24 protein-coding genes and 1 riboswitch are annotated in these 19333 nt (G+C 45.3%); of the genes, 19 read left to right on the top strand and 5 right to left on the bottom strand.

Features of this window, described 5'->3' with window-relative positions; all coding sequences use genetic code 11:
* The first annotated feature begins 6 nt into the window (after positions 1-6).
* From LPY66_RS13970 to LPY66_RS13955, 4 genes are read left to right on the top strand one after another with little or no spacing between them, the layout of a single operon-like run.
* Entirely contained in the window at positions 7-138 is a 132-nt protein-coding gene (locus LPY66_RS13970) for a hypothetical protein (RefSeq protein WP_264373337.1), read from the top strand.
* A gap of 17 nt (positions 139-155) precedes the next feature.
* Complete coding sequence (locus tag LPY66_RS13965) at positions 156-1589, top strand: DUF3991 domain-containing protein (protein WP_337988093.1); 1434 nt, start codon at positions 156-158, stop codon at positions 1587-1589.
* Between the two features lie 13 nt (positions 1590-1602).
* Positions 1603-3423, top strand: a complete 1821-nt coding sequence (locus LPY66_RS13960; RefSeq protein WP_158208428.1) for a VirD4-like conjugal transfer protein, CD1115 family — start codon at positions 1603-1605, stop codon at positions 3421-3423.
* A 4-nt stretch (positions 3424-3427) separates the two neighbouring features.
* A complete protein-coding gene (locus LPY66_RS13955) occupies positions 3428-3697 on the top strand; it encodes a helix-turn-helix domain-containing protein (RefSeq protein WP_158208427.1) in 270 nt (89 codons plus the stop codon).
* Between the two features lie 137 nt (positions 3698-3834).
* Here the strand turns inward: LPY66_RS13955 and LPY66_RS13950 are convergent, their stop codons facing one another.
* A complete protein-coding gene (locus LPY66_RS13950) occupies positions 3835-4389 on the bottom strand; it encodes an SLOG family protein (RefSeq protein WP_158208426.1) in 555 nt (184 codons plus the stop codon).
* A 111-nt stretch (positions 4390-4500) separates the two neighbouring features.
* On the opposite strand from LPY66_RS13950, the gene LPY66_RS13945 reads away from it, so the two are divergent.
* Positions 4501-4842, top strand: coding sequence for a helix-turn-helix domain-containing protein (locus LPY66_RS13945; protein WP_158208425.1), 342 nt, complete (start codon positions 4501-4503; stop codon positions 4840-4842).
* A 93-nt stretch (positions 4843-4935) separates the two neighbouring features.
* Here the strand turns inward: LPY66_RS13945 and LPY66_RS13940 are convergent, their stop codons facing one another.
* Positions 4936-5745 (bottom strand): GGDEF domain-containing protein, encoded by an 810-nt coding sequence (locus LPY66_RS13940; RefSeq protein WP_337984911.1) that lies wholly within the window; start codon positions 5743-5745, stop codon positions 4936-4938.
* A gap of 31 nt (positions 5746-5776) precedes the next feature.
* Entirely contained in the window at positions 5777-6283 is a 507-nt protein-coding gene (locus tag LPY66_RS13935) for a hypothetical protein (protein WP_337984910.1), read from the bottom strand.
* A gap of 156 nt (positions 6284-6439) precedes the next feature.
* Between LPY66_RS13935 and LPY66_RS13930 the strand changes: the two genes are divergently transcribed.
* Positions 6440-6775: a helix-turn-helix domain-containing protein gene (locus LPY66_RS13930; protein WP_158208422.1), complete on the top strand. Its 336-nt coding sequence runs from the start codon at positions 6440-6442 to the stop codon at positions 6773-6775.
* A gap of 15 nt (positions 6776-6790) precedes the next feature.
* Here the strand turns inward: LPY66_RS13930 and LPY66_RS13925 are convergent, their stop codons facing one another.
* Positions 6791-6916: an LPXTG cell wall anchor domain-containing protein gene (locus LPY66_RS13925; protein ID WP_158208421.1), complete on the bottom strand. Its 126-nt coding sequence runs from the start codon at positions 6914-6916 to the stop codon at positions 6791-6793.
* Positions 6917-7199: 283 nt separating this feature from the next.
* Between LPY66_RS13925 and LPY66_RS13920 the strand changes: the two genes are divergently transcribed.
* Entirely contained in the window at positions 7200-7523 is a 324-nt protein-coding gene (locus LPY66_RS13920; RefSeq protein ID WP_243140714.1) for a helix-turn-helix domain-containing protein, read from the top strand.
* A 288-nt stretch (positions 7524-7811) separates the two neighbouring features.
* A riboswitch (cyclic di-GMP riboswitch) is annotated at positions 7812-7902 on the top strand.
* Positions 7903-8323: 421 nt separating this feature from the next.
* Positions 8324-8779, top strand: a complete 456-nt coding sequence (locus LPY66_RS13915; protein WP_337984909.1) for a sigma-70 family RNA polymerase sigma factor — start codon at positions 8324-8326, stop codon at positions 8777-8779.
* 91 nt (positions 8780-8870) lie between these two features.
* On the opposite strand, the gene LPY66_RS13910 is transcribed toward LPY66_RS13915, so the two are convergent.
* Positions 8871-9047 carry a hypothetical protein gene (locus LPY66_RS13910; RefSeq protein ID WP_337984908.1) on the bottom strand — a complete coding sequence of 59 codons (177 nt, stop codon included), beginning with the start codon at positions 9045-9047 and terminating at the stop codon, positions 8871-8873.
* Positions 9048-9325: 278 nt separating this feature from the next.
* Here LPY66_RS13910 and LPY66_RS13905 point away from each other — a divergent pair, with 278 nt between their 5' ends.
* The 11 genes from LPY66_RS13905 (at position 9326) to LPY66_RS13855 (ending at position 19329) form a co-directional block, all read left to right on the top strand.
* Positions 9326-9706, top strand: coding sequence for a resolvase (locus LPY66_RS13905; protein WP_158208419.1), 381 nt, complete (start codon positions 9326-9328; stop codon positions 9704-9706).
* Between the two features lie 36 nt (positions 9707-9742).
* Positions 9743-10114, top strand: coding sequence for a recombinase family protein (locus LPY66_RS13900; RefSeq protein WP_158208418.1), 372 nt, complete (start codon positions 9743-9745; stop codon positions 10112-10114).
* A 15-nt stretch (positions 10115-10129) separates the two neighbouring features.
* Positions 10130-10294 carry an SHOCT domain-containing protein gene (locus LPY66_RS13895; RefSeq protein WP_199269238.1) on the top strand — a complete coding sequence of 55 codons (165 nt, stop codon included), beginning with the start codon at positions 10130-10132 and terminating at the stop codon, positions 10292-10294.
* 75 nt (positions 10295-10369) lie between these two features.
* Positions 10370-11995 carry a recombinase family protein gene (locus LPY66_RS13890; protein WP_337984907.1) on the top strand — a complete coding sequence of 542 codons (1626 nt, stop codon included), beginning with the start codon at positions 10370-10372 and terminating at the stop codon, positions 11993-11995.
* Positions 11964-12863: a recombinase family protein gene (locus LPY66_RS13885; RefSeq protein ID WP_337984906.1), complete on the top strand. Its 900-nt coding sequence runs from the start codon at positions 11964-11966 to the stop codon at positions 12861-12863. Before LPY66_RS13890 ends, LPY66_RS13885 begins: the two co-directional genes overlap by 32 nt.
* A 36-nt stretch (positions 12864-12899) precedes the next feature.
* Positions 12900-13064 (top strand): hypothetical protein, encoded by a 165-nt coding sequence (locus tag LPY66_RS13880; protein ID WP_158208415.1) that lies wholly within the window; start codon positions 12900-12902, stop codon positions 13062-13064.
* 1 nt (position 13065) lies between these two features.
* Positions 13066-14715: a recombinase family protein gene (locus LPY66_RS13875; RefSeq protein ID WP_337984905.1), complete on the top strand. Its 1650-nt coding sequence runs from the start codon at positions 13066-13068 to the stop codon at positions 14713-14715.
* 280 nt (positions 14716-14995) lie between these two features.
* Positions 14996-15229 carry a helix-turn-helix domain-containing protein gene (locus tag LPY66_RS13870; protein WP_158208413.1) on the top strand — a complete coding sequence of 78 codons (234 nt, stop codon included), beginning with the start codon at positions 14996-14998 and terminating at the stop codon, positions 15227-15229.
* Between the two features lie 27 nt (positions 15230-15256).
* The gene (locus LPY66_RS13865; protein WP_337984904.1) at positions 15257-16366 is read left to right on the top strand and encodes a DNA cytosine methyltransferase; all 1110 of its coding nucleotides are present in this window, start codon (positions 15257-15259) and stop codon (positions 16364-16366) included.
* A gap of 15 nt (positions 16367-16381) precedes the next feature.
* The gene (locus LPY66_RS13860; RefSeq protein ID WP_158208411.1) at positions 16382-17449 is read left to right on the top strand and encodes a restriction endonuclease PLD domain-containing protein; all 1068 of its coding nucleotides are present in this window, start codon (positions 16382-16384) and stop codon (positions 17447-17449) included.
* A complete protein-coding gene (locus tag LPY66_RS13855) occupies positions 17449-19329 on the top strand; it encodes a Z1 domain-containing protein (RefSeq protein WP_158208410.1) in 1881 nt (626 codons plus the stop codon). Before LPY66_RS13860 ends, LPY66_RS13855 begins: the two co-directional genes overlap by 1 nt.
* Positions 19330-19333 lie beyond the last annotated feature (4 nt).

Here is a 19333-nt window from a genome sequence, read left to right as displayed (position 1 = left end):
GCTCCTATGAAGAAAAAATACCCTATCAGGCAGGAGAAAAAAGTGCTGCCTGATGCAAAACCCAACCGTTTCACATTTACACCACCTGCCAGACAGCGGGTGGCTTTTTTTCGCCGCTGCGGAAAGCGCAGGCATTGATAAGGGGGTGCCAAGGAATGGCATATGTTCACTTTACTGATGAAGAAAAACAGCTCGCCAACTCCGTCGACCTGGTGGACTTTCTTGAGCGCCAGGGAGAGAAGCTCACCCGATCCGGCCCTGAGTGGCGATGGAAACGACATGACAGCGTTACTGTCCGAGGGAACGAGTGGTTCCGGCACAGCCGCAAGGAGGGCGGCCACGCTATTGATTTTGTTCAGGAGTTTTATAACGTGAGCTTTCCCGAAGCAGTGCAATGGCTGCTTGGTGGTGAAGCTGGCGTGGAGTGGAACCAGACCTCAAAAAGCGCACCGGCGCCTAAAAAAGACTTCGCACTGCCGGGGGCCAATCCCGATATGCGCCGGGTGTTTGCCTATCTCATCAAGCAGCGCTTCATTGACCGGGATATCCTTACACATTTCGCCCATGAAAAACTCATTTACGAGGACAAGGAATATCACAACGCCGTGTTTGTCGGGCTGGACGAAAAAGGAATCGCCCGGCATGCCCATAAGCGTGGCACCTATACCCAAGGCGAACCATACAAGGGCAACGTGGAGGGCAGCGATCCGAGATACAGCTTTCACTGGATTGGAAAGAGCAGTAAACTGTATGTTTTTGAGGCTCCCGTAGATATGCTGTCTTTCATCACGCTTCACCTGAAGGACTGGAAAGAACACAGCTATGTCACGTTGGATGGGGTGTCGGAACACGCCCTGCTCCAGCAGCTCCGACAAAATCCGCATCTGAATGAGGTTGTTCTCTGCTTGGACCATGACGAGGCGGGGATCGAAGCCGTTGGTCGTCTGAAGAGCATTCTTGTAGAAAACGGATACACAAATACAGCAATCATGCAATCCACCTACAAGGACTGGAACGAGGATCTGAAAGCCAAACACGGCGTGGAGCCGATTCCCTCTGAGGAACATCCGAAGCTGATGCTCCTTCCGCAGGTGTGCGCAGAGCTTTCCGAATTGTGCGAGGCTATTAGAGCGCACAGGGATACCCGCGCATTCGTGACGGATTGCTTTGACGCGCTGGAACCTCTTGTGAATTCGGGAAAAGTTGCGCCGGAGAATGTCGACTCTGTAAGAGAGTGTCTGGAGTGCATGGCTGCAGGTTCCCTGCTTTTGACCAAGGAACTGTGCCGGCAGATGGAGCATCCGGTGACGACAGATCAGCTTATGAGAAAACTACAGGCCAGCTACCGCCCCCATGAGGACAGAGGCTGGCTCCGTACCCGGACGGAGGATATCCGGAGGGCTCTGGAGGAAATTAACCGCATGGTGAATACGCCTGGTATCCGCAGAGTAGAAGATCAGCGGCGCCTTGGCAGCTCATATCTTCGCCTAGCTCTTGATTGTGTCAGGGCGAGGATGTTCATTGAGATGGAACCACAGGTAATGCTGCCAAAACAGGAGCAACCAGAAAATATAATAATGACGATGTAAAGGAGGGATCAAAGTGCAAGTATCCCAAATCATAACCCTGATCGCTGTGGCATTGACCATGTTCGGCGTCATCGGCTTTTTATCCTTGCTTGCCCATTACTACACACTCAACGGCATCAAGTCTAAAACGGTGGGCGATGGGCAGCACGGGACGGCCCGCTGGGCATCAAAGCAGGAGATCAGAAATACCTATACGGAAGTCAGGTTCGAACCGGAAAAATGGCGTAAGGGAGAAAATCTCCCAACCGTCCAGGGGTTGGTTGTCGGCTGGCGAAGGGCTTCGCTGTTTGACAATACAGCGCCCCATGGCTACGCGCTGGTGGATGACAATGACATCCATTGCCTGATGATCGGCGCGGCAGGCGTTGGAAAGACCGCCAATTTCCTCTATCCAAACCTGGAATATGCCTGTGCCTGCGGTATGAGCTTCATCACCACAGACACCAAAGGCGACCTCTACCGCAACTACGGCAGTATCGCCAAGGAACACTACGGCTACCATGTGGCTGTCATCGATCTGAGAAACCCCACCCGCTCGGACGGCAATAATCTGCTCCATCTTGTCAACCGATACATGGATTTGTACCTAGCAAATCCTCGGAATCTGGCATACAAGGCCAGAGCCGAAAAGTATGCCAAGATTACCGCCAAAACCATCATCAACTCTGGAGGGTTTGATGTGGCGTCCGCAGGCCAGAACGCCTTCTTCTATGACGCGGCTGAAGGGTTGTTGACCTCCGTGATCCTGCTCATCGCAGAATACTGCGAACCGAAGCAGCGACACATTGTGTCCGTGTTCAAGCTGATTCAGGATCTGCTGGCGCCCAGCGGCGTCAAGGGACGCACCCTGTTCCAGCTCCTTCTGGCTCACCTGCCGGATGAACACAAAACCAAATGGTTTGCAGGCGCGGCCCTCAATTCCGCGGAACAGGCCATGCAGAGCGTCCTCTCCACTGCCCTTTCAAGGCTCAACGCTTTTCTGGACTCCGAACTGGAGCAAGTGTTGTGCTTTGACACGGCCATTGACGCTGAAAGGTTCTGTACCGAAAAAAGCGCCATTTTTCTAGTCATGCCGGAAGAAGATAACACGAAGTATTTCATCATCAGCCTGATCGTTCAGCAGCTCTACCGGGAAATCCTCTCGGTGGCCGACGAGCATGGCGGCAAACTCCCCAACCGAGTGATGATGTTCCTCGATGAAATCGGCACCATACCAAAAATCGAGTCAGCGGAGATGATGTTCAGCGCCAGTCGTTCCCGCCGCGTGTCTATTGTAGCGATCATACAATCGTTTGCTCAATTGGAGAAAAACTACGGACGTGAGGGTTCCGCCATCATTATCGACAACTGTCAGGATACGGTGTTCGGCGGTTTCGCCCCCAACAGTGAATCCGCGCAGATATTGTCGAAGGCCCTCGGCAGCAAAACCGTAATGAGCGGCTCCATCAGCCGTGGCAAAAACGATCCCAGCCAATCCCTGCAGATGATCGAGCGGCCACTGCTGACCCCTGACGAATTGAAGTCCATGCCCAAGGGACATTTTATTGTGACCAAGACCGGAGCGTATCCCATGCGCACCAGACTGAAGCTGTTCATGGAATGGGGCATTGTCTTTGGGAAGCAATACGTAATCGCAGAGCAGTCCGCCAGAATAGTGGAGTACGCTGACCGCTTCACCCTTGAAGAAGAAATCATCCGGCGCCATGCCGCCTGTGAAGAAATGCCGGAAGAACCAAAAGCTCCTGAGTCCGGATCAGGCGGAATGCTTCATACGCCGGGACCAACGATCAATCTTGACCCTTTTATTCAAAAACAGGAATCTACAAGGGGGTGACGCTATGGGGTACTTTACCTCGCTTTATTCCTCCGAACTGCCACACCGTGCAAGAGCCGTCTATATGTATCTTTCCGACCGCTCCGACAAGGAAGGTAAATGCTATCCGGCAATTGGTACCATCGCCAGGGAGCTGAAGCTGTCCCGGAGTACCGTCAAGCGCGCCCTTGCTGACTTGGAAAAGAGCGGATATCTCCGCAAGGAACAGCGTTGGCGGGAAAACGGCGGAAAGAGCAGCAACATGTTCTATCTGAAAAAGTTAGATAGCAGTTGATTGAAGAAAAATATATTTTTACACCAAGGGAAAAGTCCGTCCATTTTGTGAACCATGGAAGGGTTCATGGTGAACCATGAAGGCGAACCTCTCACTCTAAGAGTGTTCAACAGCAGAAAAAGAACAAGAAGGACGAACTATTTCAGACCTTGGGTTATTGTAATGGGCGTAAGTAAGCCGGTGTCCGGATGTATGGTGATGATCCCTCTGTTTTTATTTTTGGCATAAGCAATGAGGTGGCTTACAGGTTCCATCCGGTATATGAGCGGATCATCATCATAGACCGCGAGTACAAAATTGGAGCGGTTAACAAGATATTTATTGCACAATAGATAACAGTCATGTTCGTAATGAGTGCAAAGCGTGTATTCGGAGGTGCTTCTCTCTGCAATCGAGAAATAGCGATTTCTAAGCTGGGGCGTCCATTTCGTGGCCTGTTCCTCATAAGGCAGCACGCAATGAAGCTGAATATCGGAACCCCGACGCTGAAGTCCAAGGACTAGCTCCGCACCCCACATAGGGGCGCCCGGCTCACAATTCGAATAAAAAGCAGTGACTCCGTTTTGGTATAGAGCCAGGATTTGCATCAGCAGGGTTGCTTTGATTTGTTGACACAGATAGTCCTCCTCATCGTACCCGAAAGGGAAACGTAATGGATTATGCCCTGCAAACGCGCAAGCTAACGTATTCATTTTTTCACTCCCGTTTTAATTATGTGGTCATAATGTGCATAAAGGCTATTCCATTATATGCCAACTGTGCATACAATACAAGTAATCAGTTAAAATAAGGACGGTGAGTTTATGGAACTGGACTATAAGGCTATCGGGCAGAGGATAAAAGACGCGAGAGCCCGAATCGGTATGAGCCAGGAGCGGCTGGCAGAACTGGCCGGACTTTCGATGACGCATATGAGTCACATCGAAACCGGTAACACAAAGGTCAGCCTTCCGGCATTGGTACAGGTCGCAAACGCATTGAACGTATCGCTGGATGACTTGGTGTGTGACAGCCTTGATAAGGCAAAGAAAATTTTTGAGAATGAAATTACACAGACGGTTCAGGACTGCAGTGAACAAGAGGTTCGAGTTATTGCCGACACGATTATTGCCCTGAAAAGCTCTTTGAGGAAACGCAGCCGATAATACAGTAAAAATCTCAGGCAGCTTCTGACGAAAGCTTCCTGAGATTTTATTTGCCTGAAGGTATTCTTTTAGTGCCTGACTTGCGAATGCAGTTCATAATGCGACTTTGTTTCTGCCTTTCTTTTTTGCTTGGTAGAGTTTTTTGTCCATAAGCTCCACCACCTGATCGACTGTATGGACGCCGCTAGTTTTATCTATGGTTTGTACGCCAAAGCTGCAGGTAATCTTTATGTGAATATCATTGATATAAAAACGTTTACTCTCCACTGAATGGCGCAGGCGGTTTGCTATTTTCACGACCGTATTTCGGCTGAGCTCTGGCAGACAAACCAGTAGTTCATCCCCGCCATAACGGGCCACCCATCCATCCTTCTTTCGGATATGCCGGAGAAATACACATGCGATTTGTTTCAGGATGTGATCGCCGGCAATATGTCCATACTGGTCATTGACTTTTTTGAAGAAGTCGATATCCGCATATATAAACGAAATAGGATCACTGTTTCGGAAAGTTCGTTCTAAATCGATTGGAAGCTGTTCGTCAATATACCTGCGGTTATATAAATTTGTCAGAGGGTCTGTGATTGCTAATTTTTGCATATGCTCAAGCGAGGTCGAGCCGGTTCTCATGTCACCGAGATGAATAAGCTCCAGACAGCAAGTCTGACCGCCGATAGTAATCGGTATGCTGGTGACGATTTCAAGCAGGCCGTCATTTTCTCTGATAGAGAATGTTGCTTCATGAAATCCCTCGAATGAGACGGGAGCTTCCTTGGGGTTATCGGTTTCCTCGCTTTCATAAAGCATTTGCTTATGGCTGCCATCCCAAATTCGAGTAACAGGATAATATTTTTGTAGCATCCCTATGGATGCCACTGCTTGCGTTAAACTATCAAATATCATACTTATCGATTCCTTTTATAAAATACTGATGTCAAGAATATAAACAGTGTTGCAAAAACGTCCTGATTCTTGAAATAAGAATTTTCTTGTGTCTGTCAGCAGGTTTAAAGTCCTGCTGAATTGCCGATTTATCCTCATATGGAAGGATCATATGTGAAGGGCGGTGCTGCCGCAAGAACAGTATGAATTCATCCATTGGCAAAGTGCGTTCAAATCGTAACGGGATCTTATACGTTCTGCAGTAGTCAGAGATCAGAGAATCCAACATCGCCCACTGCACCGTGATGACCGGGAGCCTCCGATTTCTACACTCTTCTATTATGCCATAATTCTGCCGGTTTTTTAAGTATCCTGCAATAATGAGAAAATCAATACGCTCATCGCAGAATATCAATGTCTGCTCCTTAGATGTTGTCAGAGCAACGACCTGAACCCCGGTTGAAGTCATATAATCTGCTAATTCTTGGGCTTTCTCCATTAATCGATCCGATAAAATCAAAACACGGATAGAGGAAGTATTTTTCACTTCGATTTTCATAGCTTATTCGCCTCCTTTCGTAGGAGCTTACTCCGCTGCGTATAAGTTTGCCAACTTTATAGTATTCTATGAGTATGCATTTTAATATACTTTACGTTAATTTTCAAGTTAAACTGTATTCTTTAAGATTACTATAAAGGAGGCTTAAAGCATATTATGTTGAATCGAAAAGAATTTGGGGCTGCCATCCGCAATGCCCGGTTAGAAAATAAGTTAACCCAGGAAAAACTGGCGGAAATGCTTGGAGTAACGCCTGTCCATGTCAAGCAATTAGAATCAGGAAGCAGAATGCCGTCGTTAGAGCTTCTCCACAATATTGCCGTCACGCTGAATTTCTCAGTAGATGGGGCATTCTTTCCGGCAGATGTAAAGAACACGGAAATGCTGGACAAACTCGAACGGATACTTAATCTATGTACATCACATGATTTGCGTGTGGTTTATGCCACAGCCATTGCATTAACCGACAAAGACATGGAGAACTCAATCTAACCGGGAGTTACATCGCTAGTTTTTCTTCCTTCTCTTGGAAACTAAGGAAGCAATTCCGACAACAGCTAGAGCTCCAAGTAAGACCAGAATAATGATCAGCTTCTCTTCTGGAGTTGCCTGAAGAAAATCAGAACCCAGCATATGGTCCTCTCCTTTCTCGATGTTTGTATTGTCTGCAACGGCATATTCCGTTGCGGTTTATTGCACTGTCTTATTCTTGGACTCTATTGGAAATCCAATGGCAGAGCAACAAGCAAATATGTCATCATCCAAGGATATTCGATGAATTCACTTATAATAGTGTAAAATTTCATATTATGTATGATTGTAACATATATCTTTAGACTACTACAAGCATAACAACATATATGCGTGGACTAGTCGCCTCAAATTATCACTTATGATGTTTTTGGAGGTGATTACAGTGTCGACGCATGAATATGAGAAATATGTACGTGACCGCATTACGCAGTTAAGATTGCAAAAAGGGATATCGGAATATAAGTTGAGTTATGACCTGGGGCACAGCAGAGGCTATATTTACAATATCACGTCTGGAAAATCACTTCCACCGTTAACTGAGCTTTTCTCAATTTGCGAGTATTTTGATATCACTCCGGCGGAGTTTTTTGATGACAGGATATCCAATCCGGAATTGATCCAAAAAGCTGTAGAAGGGCTGAAAACGCTGAGCGACAGCGACATGCTATTGATTTTAAACCACATAAACCGATTGCAACAGAAATAAAACGACAGCCACTTACCGATTTCGCCGGTAGGTGGTTTTTTTGTGCCTTAAGCGTACAACACGGCATTAATATTTACTATTTTTTACATTTAAATTGTTGAATTTTATTTAAAAGTGGCATATAATGGTATTGGTAATTATACACATATTTGATATAAAAGTTCAAGTGGGCGAATTATACAGAAAAGAGGTGTTTTGAAGAGCTAGACTTTACTGCACCGTTAGACATACATTTAGGATACTTGGCCCCCTTTTCTTATGCGAGAACTTAATAAAAATTAAATCGAATAGTGCTAAGAGCAAACCTGCCTAAAGGTAGGGACGCAAAGCCATAGGATCTAAGGTGCTTATGAAGCGCTAAGACAGCCTGGCTGCCGGAAGCTGTAACAGAAGCCTGCCCATCCATGGGTAGGTTTTTGTGTTTTTTTGTACAGCTTTTGTCCAATTGTTTTGGAGATACTGGTGTCCCTGCTTTCGCTTGCGGTTTCTTATGGCGAAAGAAAGGACTAGGGATATGACCAGAGATACGCAACTTTTTTTGGTGTTGAAATAAAGACTACGGATTAAATTCTTTAGCCCCCCTCCAAGTTAAAAATGATACAAAAAAGTCCCCAATTTGTGACTTGCAAATTGTGGACTTTTTTTATTCGACACAATTCTACCGTTATCGACCTGAAGGTTACTTTTTCTTCTCTGTAAACACAAACAGTCAAAGTGCGGTCTGTATGCCACACTGCCGTTCACCGCCGCTTGTTCTTCGTTTCCGGATTTCAAAAATCACGAAATGGAGGACAAGCCTTATGGAAGAAGGCAAAAAACGGACCGATTACAGGAAGCTATACCCTAACATGAAAGAAGAAATCTATGAGGTACTGGAGCAATCTGACCGGAAGATCAAGTACAGTAGATATGATCTGAAAACAGAACGATGCAGCATCGACTATGAGAAAGGAACGGTTACATACATTCCAAGCCGCGAAGATTCCCTCGATAGGCTTGAAGAACAGAATTACCAGTTTTCAGACCAGAGCGAAAGCGTGGAAGATCGTGCAATCAAAGACACCATGATAACTGATATGAAGTCTTGCATAGAGCGGCTTTCAATGGAGGATCAAACTTTAATTTCCTATATCTTTTTCAATGGGGGTACCCAGCAAGGTTATGGGGAATTGATTGGCATGACGCAACGTGGCGTTGGTAAACGTCAGGAAAAAATCCTTGAAAAGCTCAGAAAGATGATGGGCATAGATATTTAAAAAATTTTAAAATTTTAGTTCTGAACCCTCTCACTTAACGGCCAATTAAGTGAGGGGGTTTTTTCTATCCCTCTTTCGCTCTTTGAAAATTTCATATCCGACAGCATAAATACATGATCTGTCCGGCCGTGATGAGCGGCAGCGACATTGATGGGCGCGCCAAGACTACCTGCGGATGGGTGACAGACATCCGTCGAACCGATGGCATCGAAGGCGACGAGCGGCAAGGCCCGGTCAAAAAACGGTCTATGGTGGACCGTATCGCCATGAAACGGACAGTGTTAAAGCTACTTCTGCCCAGCCACAGACTCAAGCAATGGGGGCAGCTCGGTGAGAACCACGGAGAGGTGAAATCCCTATGAGGCTTGCTGACCACAAGCCGTTTTATGCTGCCGCCCTAGCTTCGGGAAGTAGTGTCGAATAGAAGCAGCCAAATGAAGAACAAGAGATCGTTTGATCTTAGAAACTACGCGGCAGGATTTTTAATGCTCTTTTCCCATCCTGCCGCGTCCTTGTAAGATTAAATACCAACGAGGAGGTAATGTTATGAGCAACAAATCACTGAGTGAATTGCTGGAAAAAGATCTGGCCGTCGGCTATGTATATGGTTATGACGGAACGCGTCAGGTCTTTTATTTCGAGAACTCCCCTGCAAACATTGCAAATTTTATCATGCTTCATAGCGAAAACACAGATAAAATCGTTCTGACAGATCAGGTAGACAGACTAATCTTAAATACCTTTGGAGAGTTCATCAACCAGTGCCCCGATCAAGCATTCCTGCAGGAAGTCCTGAGAGAGCTGGTACCCATGCAGATGGGGGAAAAAGAGCCATCTGAGATACTGACCGCCAACGAAGATGAATTTACGAAGCTTTTGTATGAAGAAGATCAACAAGTAACGGAAGCCGAGCTGCGGATGTTGTAGCTCCGGCTTTTAATTAAATACGGAACGGAGGTCTTTATGAAAGAACAATTACGTGCTTGGCTCTATTGCCGGATTGATGCTCCGGAAGATACACATGGCACCTTGAAAAGTCAGAAGGAAGAACTCTATGATTATGCGGAGCAGATGGGCTTTACCGTCGACGGCTACGCCGAAGATTTGGGTAATGGTCTGAATTTAAACCGTCCTGGTCTTCTGGAGATCGAGAAGGCCGCAAGCGAAAATCAAATGGATGTATTGGTCGTGAAAAGGCTTGACCGTATCGGACGGGATACAGCACAAGTGCTCGAATTTCTCCGGGGACTAGACCAGTTGGGCATTGCGATTTATTCCCCACTGGAGGGCGAAATCCGTCTGGAACAGCAGGGTCTGGACTTCTTTCTGCGTTAGGAAGGAGGGGCTGTCATGTCAAGAACTCAGGCATCCAATGAGGTGCAGTATAAAATCTCCATAAAATTCCTAAATATCCTGCTTCGAAACGGCATTATAACTTCTGATGAATACAAAATAATCGACGATTTGAACAGGCAAACCTTCACGCCTGAACTATCTCAAGTATATGCGCAATAACACTAGCTTTCCGGGAAATTGTGTGGTAGTGTGTGTTGCTAACAGGAGGACAAAAATAAGAAAGGAGAAAATCGTATGGCAAAAAATGTACAAATTATTCGTCCTGTTAAGCAGCAAGTTATCCAGCAGTTACAGCCTAAAAAGCGGGTCTGCGCCTATTGCAGAGTCAGTACCGACTCCCGCGAACAGCACAATTCCTTCTCGGTACAGATGGACTATTATAAGAATTTCATCGATAATCAGGAAGATTGGGAGTTTTCCGGAATTTACGCTGACGAGGCACGAAGCGGTACAAAGTTGCAAAAGAGAGATGACTTTTTGCGGATGATGAAAGACTGCGAGGATGGGAAGATCGATATGGTCATAACCAAATCGGTGACCCGCTTTGCAAGAAACACGGTGGACAGCATCCAGGCGATCCGCAGGCTGAAAGAGCTTGGAATTGGCGTTTATTTTGAAAAGGAACACATCAACAGCCTGTCGGAGAAAAGTGAACAGATGCTGACCATTTTAAGTTCACTGGCACAGGGAGAAGCTGAAAGCATCTCCACCAACAACAAATGGGCGGTTATGAAGCGTTTCAATGATGGTACATTCACAATAAGCTGCCCAGCCTACGGCTACACCAAGGATGAGAACGGTGAGCTGGTCATAAAGGAGGAAGAAGCCACGGTTGTACGTCGGATTTTCCGGGACTACCTGCACGGGAAAGGAACCTACCTGATTGCCAAGGAGCTGACCGATGAAGGCTGCCCTACAATTCGCTCCGGTGAAAAATGGAGCGACGGTGTGGTCAGGGAGATTCTTCTAAACCCTGTTTACTCCGGTAATCTGCTGTTACAGAAAACATATACGACTGAGGTACTTCCCTTCAAGCGAAAGCATAACAGAGGGCAAGTGCCTAAGTATTTTATTGAGGACAACCACGAACCCCTCATAACACCCGAACAGGCGGAGGCAGTCAGGGAGATCATGGAATACCGGAGCAAACAACATGCCGTGGATTCTGAAAAATGCCAGAACCGTTATGGCTTCAGCAGTAAAATCCTCTGCGGTGAATGCGGAAGCACCTTCCGCCGGCAGAAGATCTACATCGGTAAGCCCTATGAAAAAATCCAATGGTGCTGCCATCAGCATATCGAGGATAAGACCAAGTGCGGACAGAAGGCTGTCCGTGAAGATATCCTCCAATGCGCTTTTATCCTGATGTGGAACAAGCTGACCAGCAATTATGCCGACATTCTGCTCCCCCTGCTGGAAGTGCTGAAAAAGCTTCGGATGGATGAACAACAGGAACAGGAAATTGAGGACCGCAACAATAAAATATTGGAACTCACAGAGCAGGGACATATCCTGAGTCGATTGATATCGAAGGGATACATGGAACCTGCTGTTTTTATAGAGCATCAGAATGCTCTTGCTCTGGAGCTCACCGCGGCAAAGAAAAAAAGAAACCAGCTTCTGGACAACAATGGATTTGAGCGGGAGATCGCCGGAGCCGAGCTTCTGCTGGAGCTCATCAAAAACAACCCCGGCATCCTTGAAGCATACAGCGAGGACTTATTCTCCCAAGCGGTTGAGAATGTCATTATACAAAAAGAACAAATAACTTTCCGGCTGATCAACAAGCTGGAGCTGACAGAGTCCATCGGGAAGGAGGAAGATCAGAATGGCACAGCGTCATATGCCCATCGGATATAAGCTGGTGGACGGGAAAATTCAACTGGACGATTCCAAAGCAAATGTCGTAAAATGTATTTTTCAGGAGTATGCATCCGGGGCTTCCCTTCTGGACATAGCCAAAGCGATGACGGCGGCAGGACTCCCGAACGCCAACAATCAGCCCAAATGGTATCATGGAACGGTCAGCAAAATACTGGATAATGTAAAATATCAGGGCGACGAGTTCTATCCCCCGCTCATTGACAAAGAATTGTTTGAAAAGGTCCAGCGCCGTCGAGGTGAACGATGCGAAAAGCTCGGACGGAATCTACAGCTTAACAGCGCAAGCCGTCAATCGGTTTTTTCCGGCATCCTACACTGCGGGGAATGCGGCGACGTTTACCGAAAATATGCAGAGCATTGCGGAAAGCCAACAAAACGGACCTTCTGGAAATGCAAGAGATATATTCACAAGAACAAGGTTTGCTGTTGTAACAGTTTTCTCACAGATGAACAGATCAGATCGGCTTTCCTTTCCATAGCCAATCGAATCATAACAAACCAGAAATGTCTGGATCGTATTCCCAAAAAGGAACCCGCCGTAAATAACTTTGAATATATCAAGCTGGATAAAAAAATAAAAGAGCTGGAAGCAGAAGGACGGTATTCGTCCAAAGAACTTCCGGCTCTTATTTTTGAACGGGCAAAAGCCCTTTACAGAACATCTCGTGTCGATGATGCCGCCCACAATACTGAAAAGATGAGGCAGGCATTTTCCGGCAGACCATCTCTCCACGGATTCGACGAGGAACTGTTTCAGAAAGTCATCCGACAGATCACAGTACACAAGGATGAGAGATTGACCTTCGAGTTTATCAATGGGCTGACTCTGGAGGCCAAATACTGATTTTTATAAATCACTGAAGAAAGGATGGAACGAAAAATGGCTAAGTCAAAGAATACGCAAAAAAACGAAAAACCTTCAAAAATTGTTTTTTATATGAGGGTGGGAAGTATAGAACAATTAAGCCCTGAAGCGCAGAAAGAATATCTAGGCAAAAAACCAGAAGAAATGAAAAATGAAGAATTCAGGAAAGGAGATAACTAAGATGCAGACTGCGGTAGCGAAAAAAAAGAATATATCGATTATCCCCCCACAGCCGGAATACGACCGGAGTATCAAGATACAGTATAAAGCCCTGCGGGTCGCCGCCTACTGCCGCGTCAGCACTTTGCTGGAACAGCAGGAAGGCAGCTATGAAGCTCAGATAACCTACTACACTGAGAAAATAAAGAGCAATCCAAATTGGAAGATGGCCGGGATTTACGCTGATGACGGAAAATCCGCGACCAACACGAAAAAACGTGATGATTTTAATGCTATGATTGAGGACTGCCTCGCAGGAAAGATCGATATGGTCATCACAAAATCCGTCAGCCGCTTCGCCAGAAATACAGTAGACTGCCTCCAGAACATCCGTAAACTCAAAGAGAAGAATGTCGCCATTTTCTTCGAAAAAGAGGGAGTAAACACTCTGGAGGGGTCTGGAGAACTGCTGATCACAATTTTAAGCAGCCAGGCGCAGGAGGAAAGCCGGAATCTGAGTGAAAACACCCGCTGGGGTCTGGTCAGACGCTTCGAGAACGGGATCATGTCAATTAACCACAACAAATTTATGGGATACACAAAAGATGAGAACGGAGATCTAGTCATCGTACCGGAGGAAGCTGAAATAGTCAGACGAATTTTCCGCCTCTTTCTCGAAGGAAGCAGCTACGTCCAGATCGCGAAGATTTTAGAGAGCGAGGGTATACTTACAGTAACCGGCAAAAAGGAGTGGTGCCCCAGCGTGATCGACCAGATGCTCCAAAATGAAAAGTACATGGGTGATGCCCTTCTTCAAAAGACCTACACGGTAGATTTCCTTACAAAAAAGCGAGTGAAAAACCAGGGCATCGTTCAGCAGTATTACATACAGGACAACCATGAAGCGATTATCCCAAAAGAGCTTTTTTACCGGGTACAGGAGGAAAAGGCCAGGAGAGCAAGCCTGTGCAAATCTGCGGCAACAAGGCGGGCTAAAAAAGAGCAAAGCAAGTACAGCTCAAAATACTCTCTATCCGATATCATGATCTGCAAGGAATGCGGGAAGCCGTACCGCAGACAGGTCTGGTCCAAAAACGGACAGAAAAGCGCCGTATGGCGTTGCGAAAATCGTCTGAAAAACGGAACCAAGTACTGCAAGCACTCTCCCACACTGAAAGAGGATGTTCTGAATGAAGCAGTCATGACAGCCATTAACAGCGTCGTTGAAAACCGGGGTGATTTTGTAGGCGCCTTCCGGGAAAACGTGATACAGGTAATCGGGAGTTATTCCACCAAGAATGTACCCACCGAATATGACGAACAGATCGCAAAACTGCAAGGTGAAATGCTGACTCTGATTGAGGAAAACGCAAAGATGGGTTCGATCACCGAGGATTTTGACGAACAATATCATAAGATTGCGGAGCGGATTAAGGAGCTCAAGCAAAAGAAACTGGACAGCATCCGAGATCAAAAACGGGCTGCAGATTTTCAGCAGAGGGTCAGCGATATGGACACCTGCCTGAAAAAGGTATCCTGTGCGGTTCGGGACTTTGATGACGATCTGGTGCGCAGACTTCTGCAAAGTGTAAAGGTTATCAATGAGGATACGCTTGAAATACAGTTTAAATCAGGGATTGTTATGAAACAGAGGGTTTCATATTATGAGTAAGAGATAAGGCAGGAACAGTTATAACCCCGCTGTTCCTGTCGAATATTAAGCTGTTAAGACTAAAATCCTCAGAGCAGCTGAGGGTTTTAGTGTTGGCAGATTGAGTAAGTTTATTTTTAGCTATTGTTTACGAGTATCAAATAACTCTTTATGACTTTTAACAAATAAGCTCAAAAGTTTGTATAAAATTGTTAGATTTGCGGCAACCATCCTATTGACAATGCCAAATATCCTTGTTACAATAATTAGGATATAGTTTATTAAGGAGCGTGACTGAAACATGAGCGCGGACGAATCTTTGCGACTTAAAAGCAATCTTTCAACGTTAATGGGCAAGTATAGATATTCCATTAAAGACGTTCATGAAAAAACTGGACTGTCAAGGAACACTATTTCAAGCCTTTATAATGACAAAGCTACCCGCATTGATTTCGAGACAGTACTTAGATTGTGCTGCCTGTTTAAATGTGATGTTAATGAACTTTTAATGCTTGGCAGAAGTGAAACAGAATAAAATTTATTTAGTTAGGGAGTTTTGGCTATGAGTGACAATGAGAAGAAACCCGTTTCCCCGACAGTTTTATCGATATTCTCAGGCTGCGGCGGTCTGGACTTAGGCTTCCATCTTGAAGGATATACTACTGTTTGGGCAAACGATTTCTCTGAATGGGCAGTAGCATCATTCAAAAAATACTTTGGGGATGTCATAAGACTTGAAGACATTACAAAAATTGATCCGTATAAGGATAAGTCTATCCCTGAATGCGATATTGTACTCGGCGGTTTCCCGTGCCAGGACTTCTCTGTAATATGGAAACAGCCGGGATTGAACGGAAAGCGCGGTGGGCTATACAGGCATTTTCTTGAATTTGTTGATGCCAAAAAACCAAAAGCCTTTATTGCGGAAAATGTCAAAGGTCTGCTGACCGCTAACAAGAGAATGGCAATTGAGACTATCATAAAGGATTTTGAATCCATAGAACCAGGCTATGTTGTAAAACCTCATCTTTACAATTTTGCTGACTACGGCGTGCCGCAGTTCCGTGAGAGGCTGTTAATCGTCGGTATACGCAAAGACACGGGGTTTAATTTCATCCATCCTCTTCCCTCTCATGGAGAGGGGCGTACGCATCCGTATGTCACCGCAGGTGATGCTTTTGAAGGAGTTAAAAAGGTTAAATTTAATAATGAGCCTATCAATTGTCTTCCTAAAACAAGGCAAATGCTCGAACGCATACCTGAAGGAGGTAATTTCACAGATATCCCTAAAGATGATCCGCTGTATGTAAAAGGCATGATAAGCCATGTCTACAGAAGAATTAATCGCAGCGAACCTGCTAAAACAATTATTGCTGCCGGAGGCGGAGGCACATGGGGATATCATTATCCCGAACCGAGGGCGCTGACGAACCGAGAACGCGCCCGGCTTCAATCTTTCCCGGATGATTTCGAATTCATCGGAAATATTACTGAAGTCCGGAGGCAAATAGGCAATGCAGTACCGCCGGAGGGGGTCCGTGCCGTTGCACGCAGATTATTGCCATTGTTTTCCGGCGAGTATCAACATACTGATTTGACTGATATTTTTGATAAGCTGTCAAAAATGACCGTGAAAGAACGTTTGGATTACGTAACCTCAGAGATGAAATGACGGAGGATATACACTATGGAATTTCTATTTTCCAATTACAAGCCTCTTGATACGCCGTATCGTACATTTGCCGACACATTTTATTCACTTATCCCTGAAGCAACGCGTATGGATATTGCTGTTGGCTATATAACTGCAGATTCATTGGCCGAACTTAAGCAGACCATAGCATATAACTCAAACATTGAGACTCTTAATTTGCTGATTGGGATGCACCGTTGGGACAAATTTACTAAGCTTGAATACAACGCAGCCAGTGATTTGAATGATTATTTACGGGGAGAAGGACGAGGGGAAGTACGCTTAGTTACGCCGTTTAAATTCCATGGAAAACTGTATTGTTACTCAGATTCAAGCGGTGCATTTGCAGGAATAATCGGCTCTAATAATCTGAGTAGTATTGTTGAGAGCGGGAGCCGGACTTACGAGGCTTCTTCGCTTTTTCGCGAACCGGAAAATGCAAAGAAAATGCGCAGCTTTATCGAAGATCTCTCCGTAAAAGCCACAGACAACCTTGCAGATTGTGAAATAAACGATTTCAGACAAAACAATCTTCTATTGGAGAATCATGAGCATGTCGAGAAGATCCCTCATGATCGATTAGCTGACTGTGTCAGCGCGTTAACGGATACTCGCTTTGTAATTCCGCTTGTTAAAGACGGAAAAGTGCCGGAAAAAAGCAATCTTAATGTTTTTTTCGGTAAAGGACGTTTGATAACAAGAACCGGAGTGATTCAGCCACGCCATTGGTATGAAGCGGAATTAATTGTTCCAAGCACAGTAACATCCTTGGCAGGATATCCGCAGAAAGAAACAGCTGGAGCAGTATTTGACGTCATAACTGACGACGGATGGAAATTCTCCTGCAAAGTCAGCGGGGATTACAGCAAGAATTTCCGTTCGGAAGATGATTTGAAAATACTCGGCAAATGGATAAAAGGCCGGTTAGAAAATGCAGGAGTGCTTGAAGTTGGACAACCTGTTACCCCCGAAACATTTCAGCAATATGGAAGGGATAACTTTTCTCTTACAAAAGCGGGTTCGGGAAATTTATGGTATCTTGATTTTGGGGTGAATCATTAATGAGTTACATAGACAATTATCTAAACCATTTGACGGAGAGCGGAAATCCTGCGCTTGCTGATGCAGTAAGGGATACTGTCGATAAAATTACTCCGGCTTATATTACGACATTTTCATACAAAGATCACGTTGTGAGTTTGCTCGAAGGAAATGTTCAAAGCGGAAAGACCAGCCATCTCTTCGGACTTATTTGCTCTGCCGCCGACGAGGGATTCAAACTATTCGTCCTTTTAACTACGGATAATAATCTTTTGCAACAGCAGACTCTTTATCGTGTGAGAAAGGATTTGCCTGATTTCTGTGTTTGCGGTGAATCTGATGAATACTCCTTCTTTACGAACAATATGAAGCGCCCTGCAATAGTTGTTCTGAAGAAAAATGGTCAGGTTTTAAAACGCTGGAAGAACAACTTCTCTTCATCTCATTTCTGCGAAGGCAATCCATTGTTCATCGTGGACGATGAGGCAGATGCCGCAAGTTTGAATACGCTGATTAATAGAAACAAACAAAGCACGGTCAACAAAAACTTGGAGGAAATAAAAAAGACTGCTTCGAGCAGCATTTATATACAGGTTACAGGGACCCCTCAAGCTTTGCTTCTGCAGTCATATCAAAGCGGATGGCGTCCGTATTTCACTCACTATTTTTCGCCCGGCAAAGGCTATATTGGTGGAAATGAGTTGTTTCCCTATGATCGTCCGCCTTATGTCATTCTCACCGATAATGAGGAAGCAACAGAATTGCTTAAGGATGACGAATTTGCCGAAAACGGTCTCAAAAAGGCTGTCCTTTACCATCTCGTTTCATCTGCCGAGATTTTTCTGAACGGAGGAACGGTATCAAACTTTTTAATACATCCAAGCGTGAAAACCGATCAGCATCAAAAATTTGCCGAAAAAGTCGGAGATTATTTGAATGAAATTTTCCAGTCGATTGATGAACCTTTTGTTAATGAAGCTTTTACAGCGGTCTACAATGACCTTGCAGCAACAAAGCCGAGTATCAGCCCATTTGATGTGATAATGGAAAATATAACTCTGATGCTTGAAACTGACGGAGTTAATATTCTTGTCATAAACTCTCGGAATTCTTTTGAGGATAATGTAAAGTATGAGTCCGGGGTGAATATTATTGTCGGAGGCAACAGCCTCGGGCGTGGTGTTACAATCCCCAAACTTCAAACTACATATTATTGCCGTGTTGCTAAAAGCCCGCAAGCTGACACAATGTGGCAGCATAGCCGTATGTTTGGATATGACCGTGACTTAGGATTAATGAGGGTGTTCATTCCTCCGGTACTTTATAAGCTGTTTGCGGAAATTAATGCTGCAAATAACAGTATAATTTCTCAAATTGAAAAAGGGCGCCCGGAAGAAGTGAATATTCACTATCCCGAAAAGCTCCGTCCAACCAGAAAAAATGTACTTGATGAGGGGGTTGTCAAAACATTTACAGGCGGAGTTAACTACTTCCCGTTTTACCCTGAAAACAAGGATATCAGCAAATTGGATAGTATTCTTGAGCGTTTCGGAGAAGATACATATTCCGTTAACCTCCGGCTGTTTGAAGAAATTCTAGAAAACATCACCTCAGAATCTGATGACTGGGAGCCAGAGGACTTCAAAGGATTTATACAAACTATCAGGACAGAAAATCCTTCCGCTCAAGGCAGACTAATTGTTCGGCGTAACAGGGATATTGGTAAAGGTACAGGAACATTGCTTTCACCCACCGATCGTGCGTTGGGTGATTCAATTACAGACGAGGCTGTACTTACGATGTATAAAATCACCGGAAACAAAGATAAGGGATGGAATGGCGCGCAGATTTGGATTCCGAACGTCAAGCTGCCCGGAAAAGAAGTATATTACTGTATCTGACGGG

The sequence above is a fragment of the Dehalobacter sp. DCM genome (genome assembly GCF_024972775.1).
Classification (GTDB): Bacteria; Bacillota; Desulfitobacteriia; order Desulfitobacteriales; family Syntrophobotulaceae; genus Dehalobacter.
The sequence above is the reverse complement of the archived record's forward strand: the minus strand, read 5'-3'. Positions and strand labels throughout refer to the sequence as shown.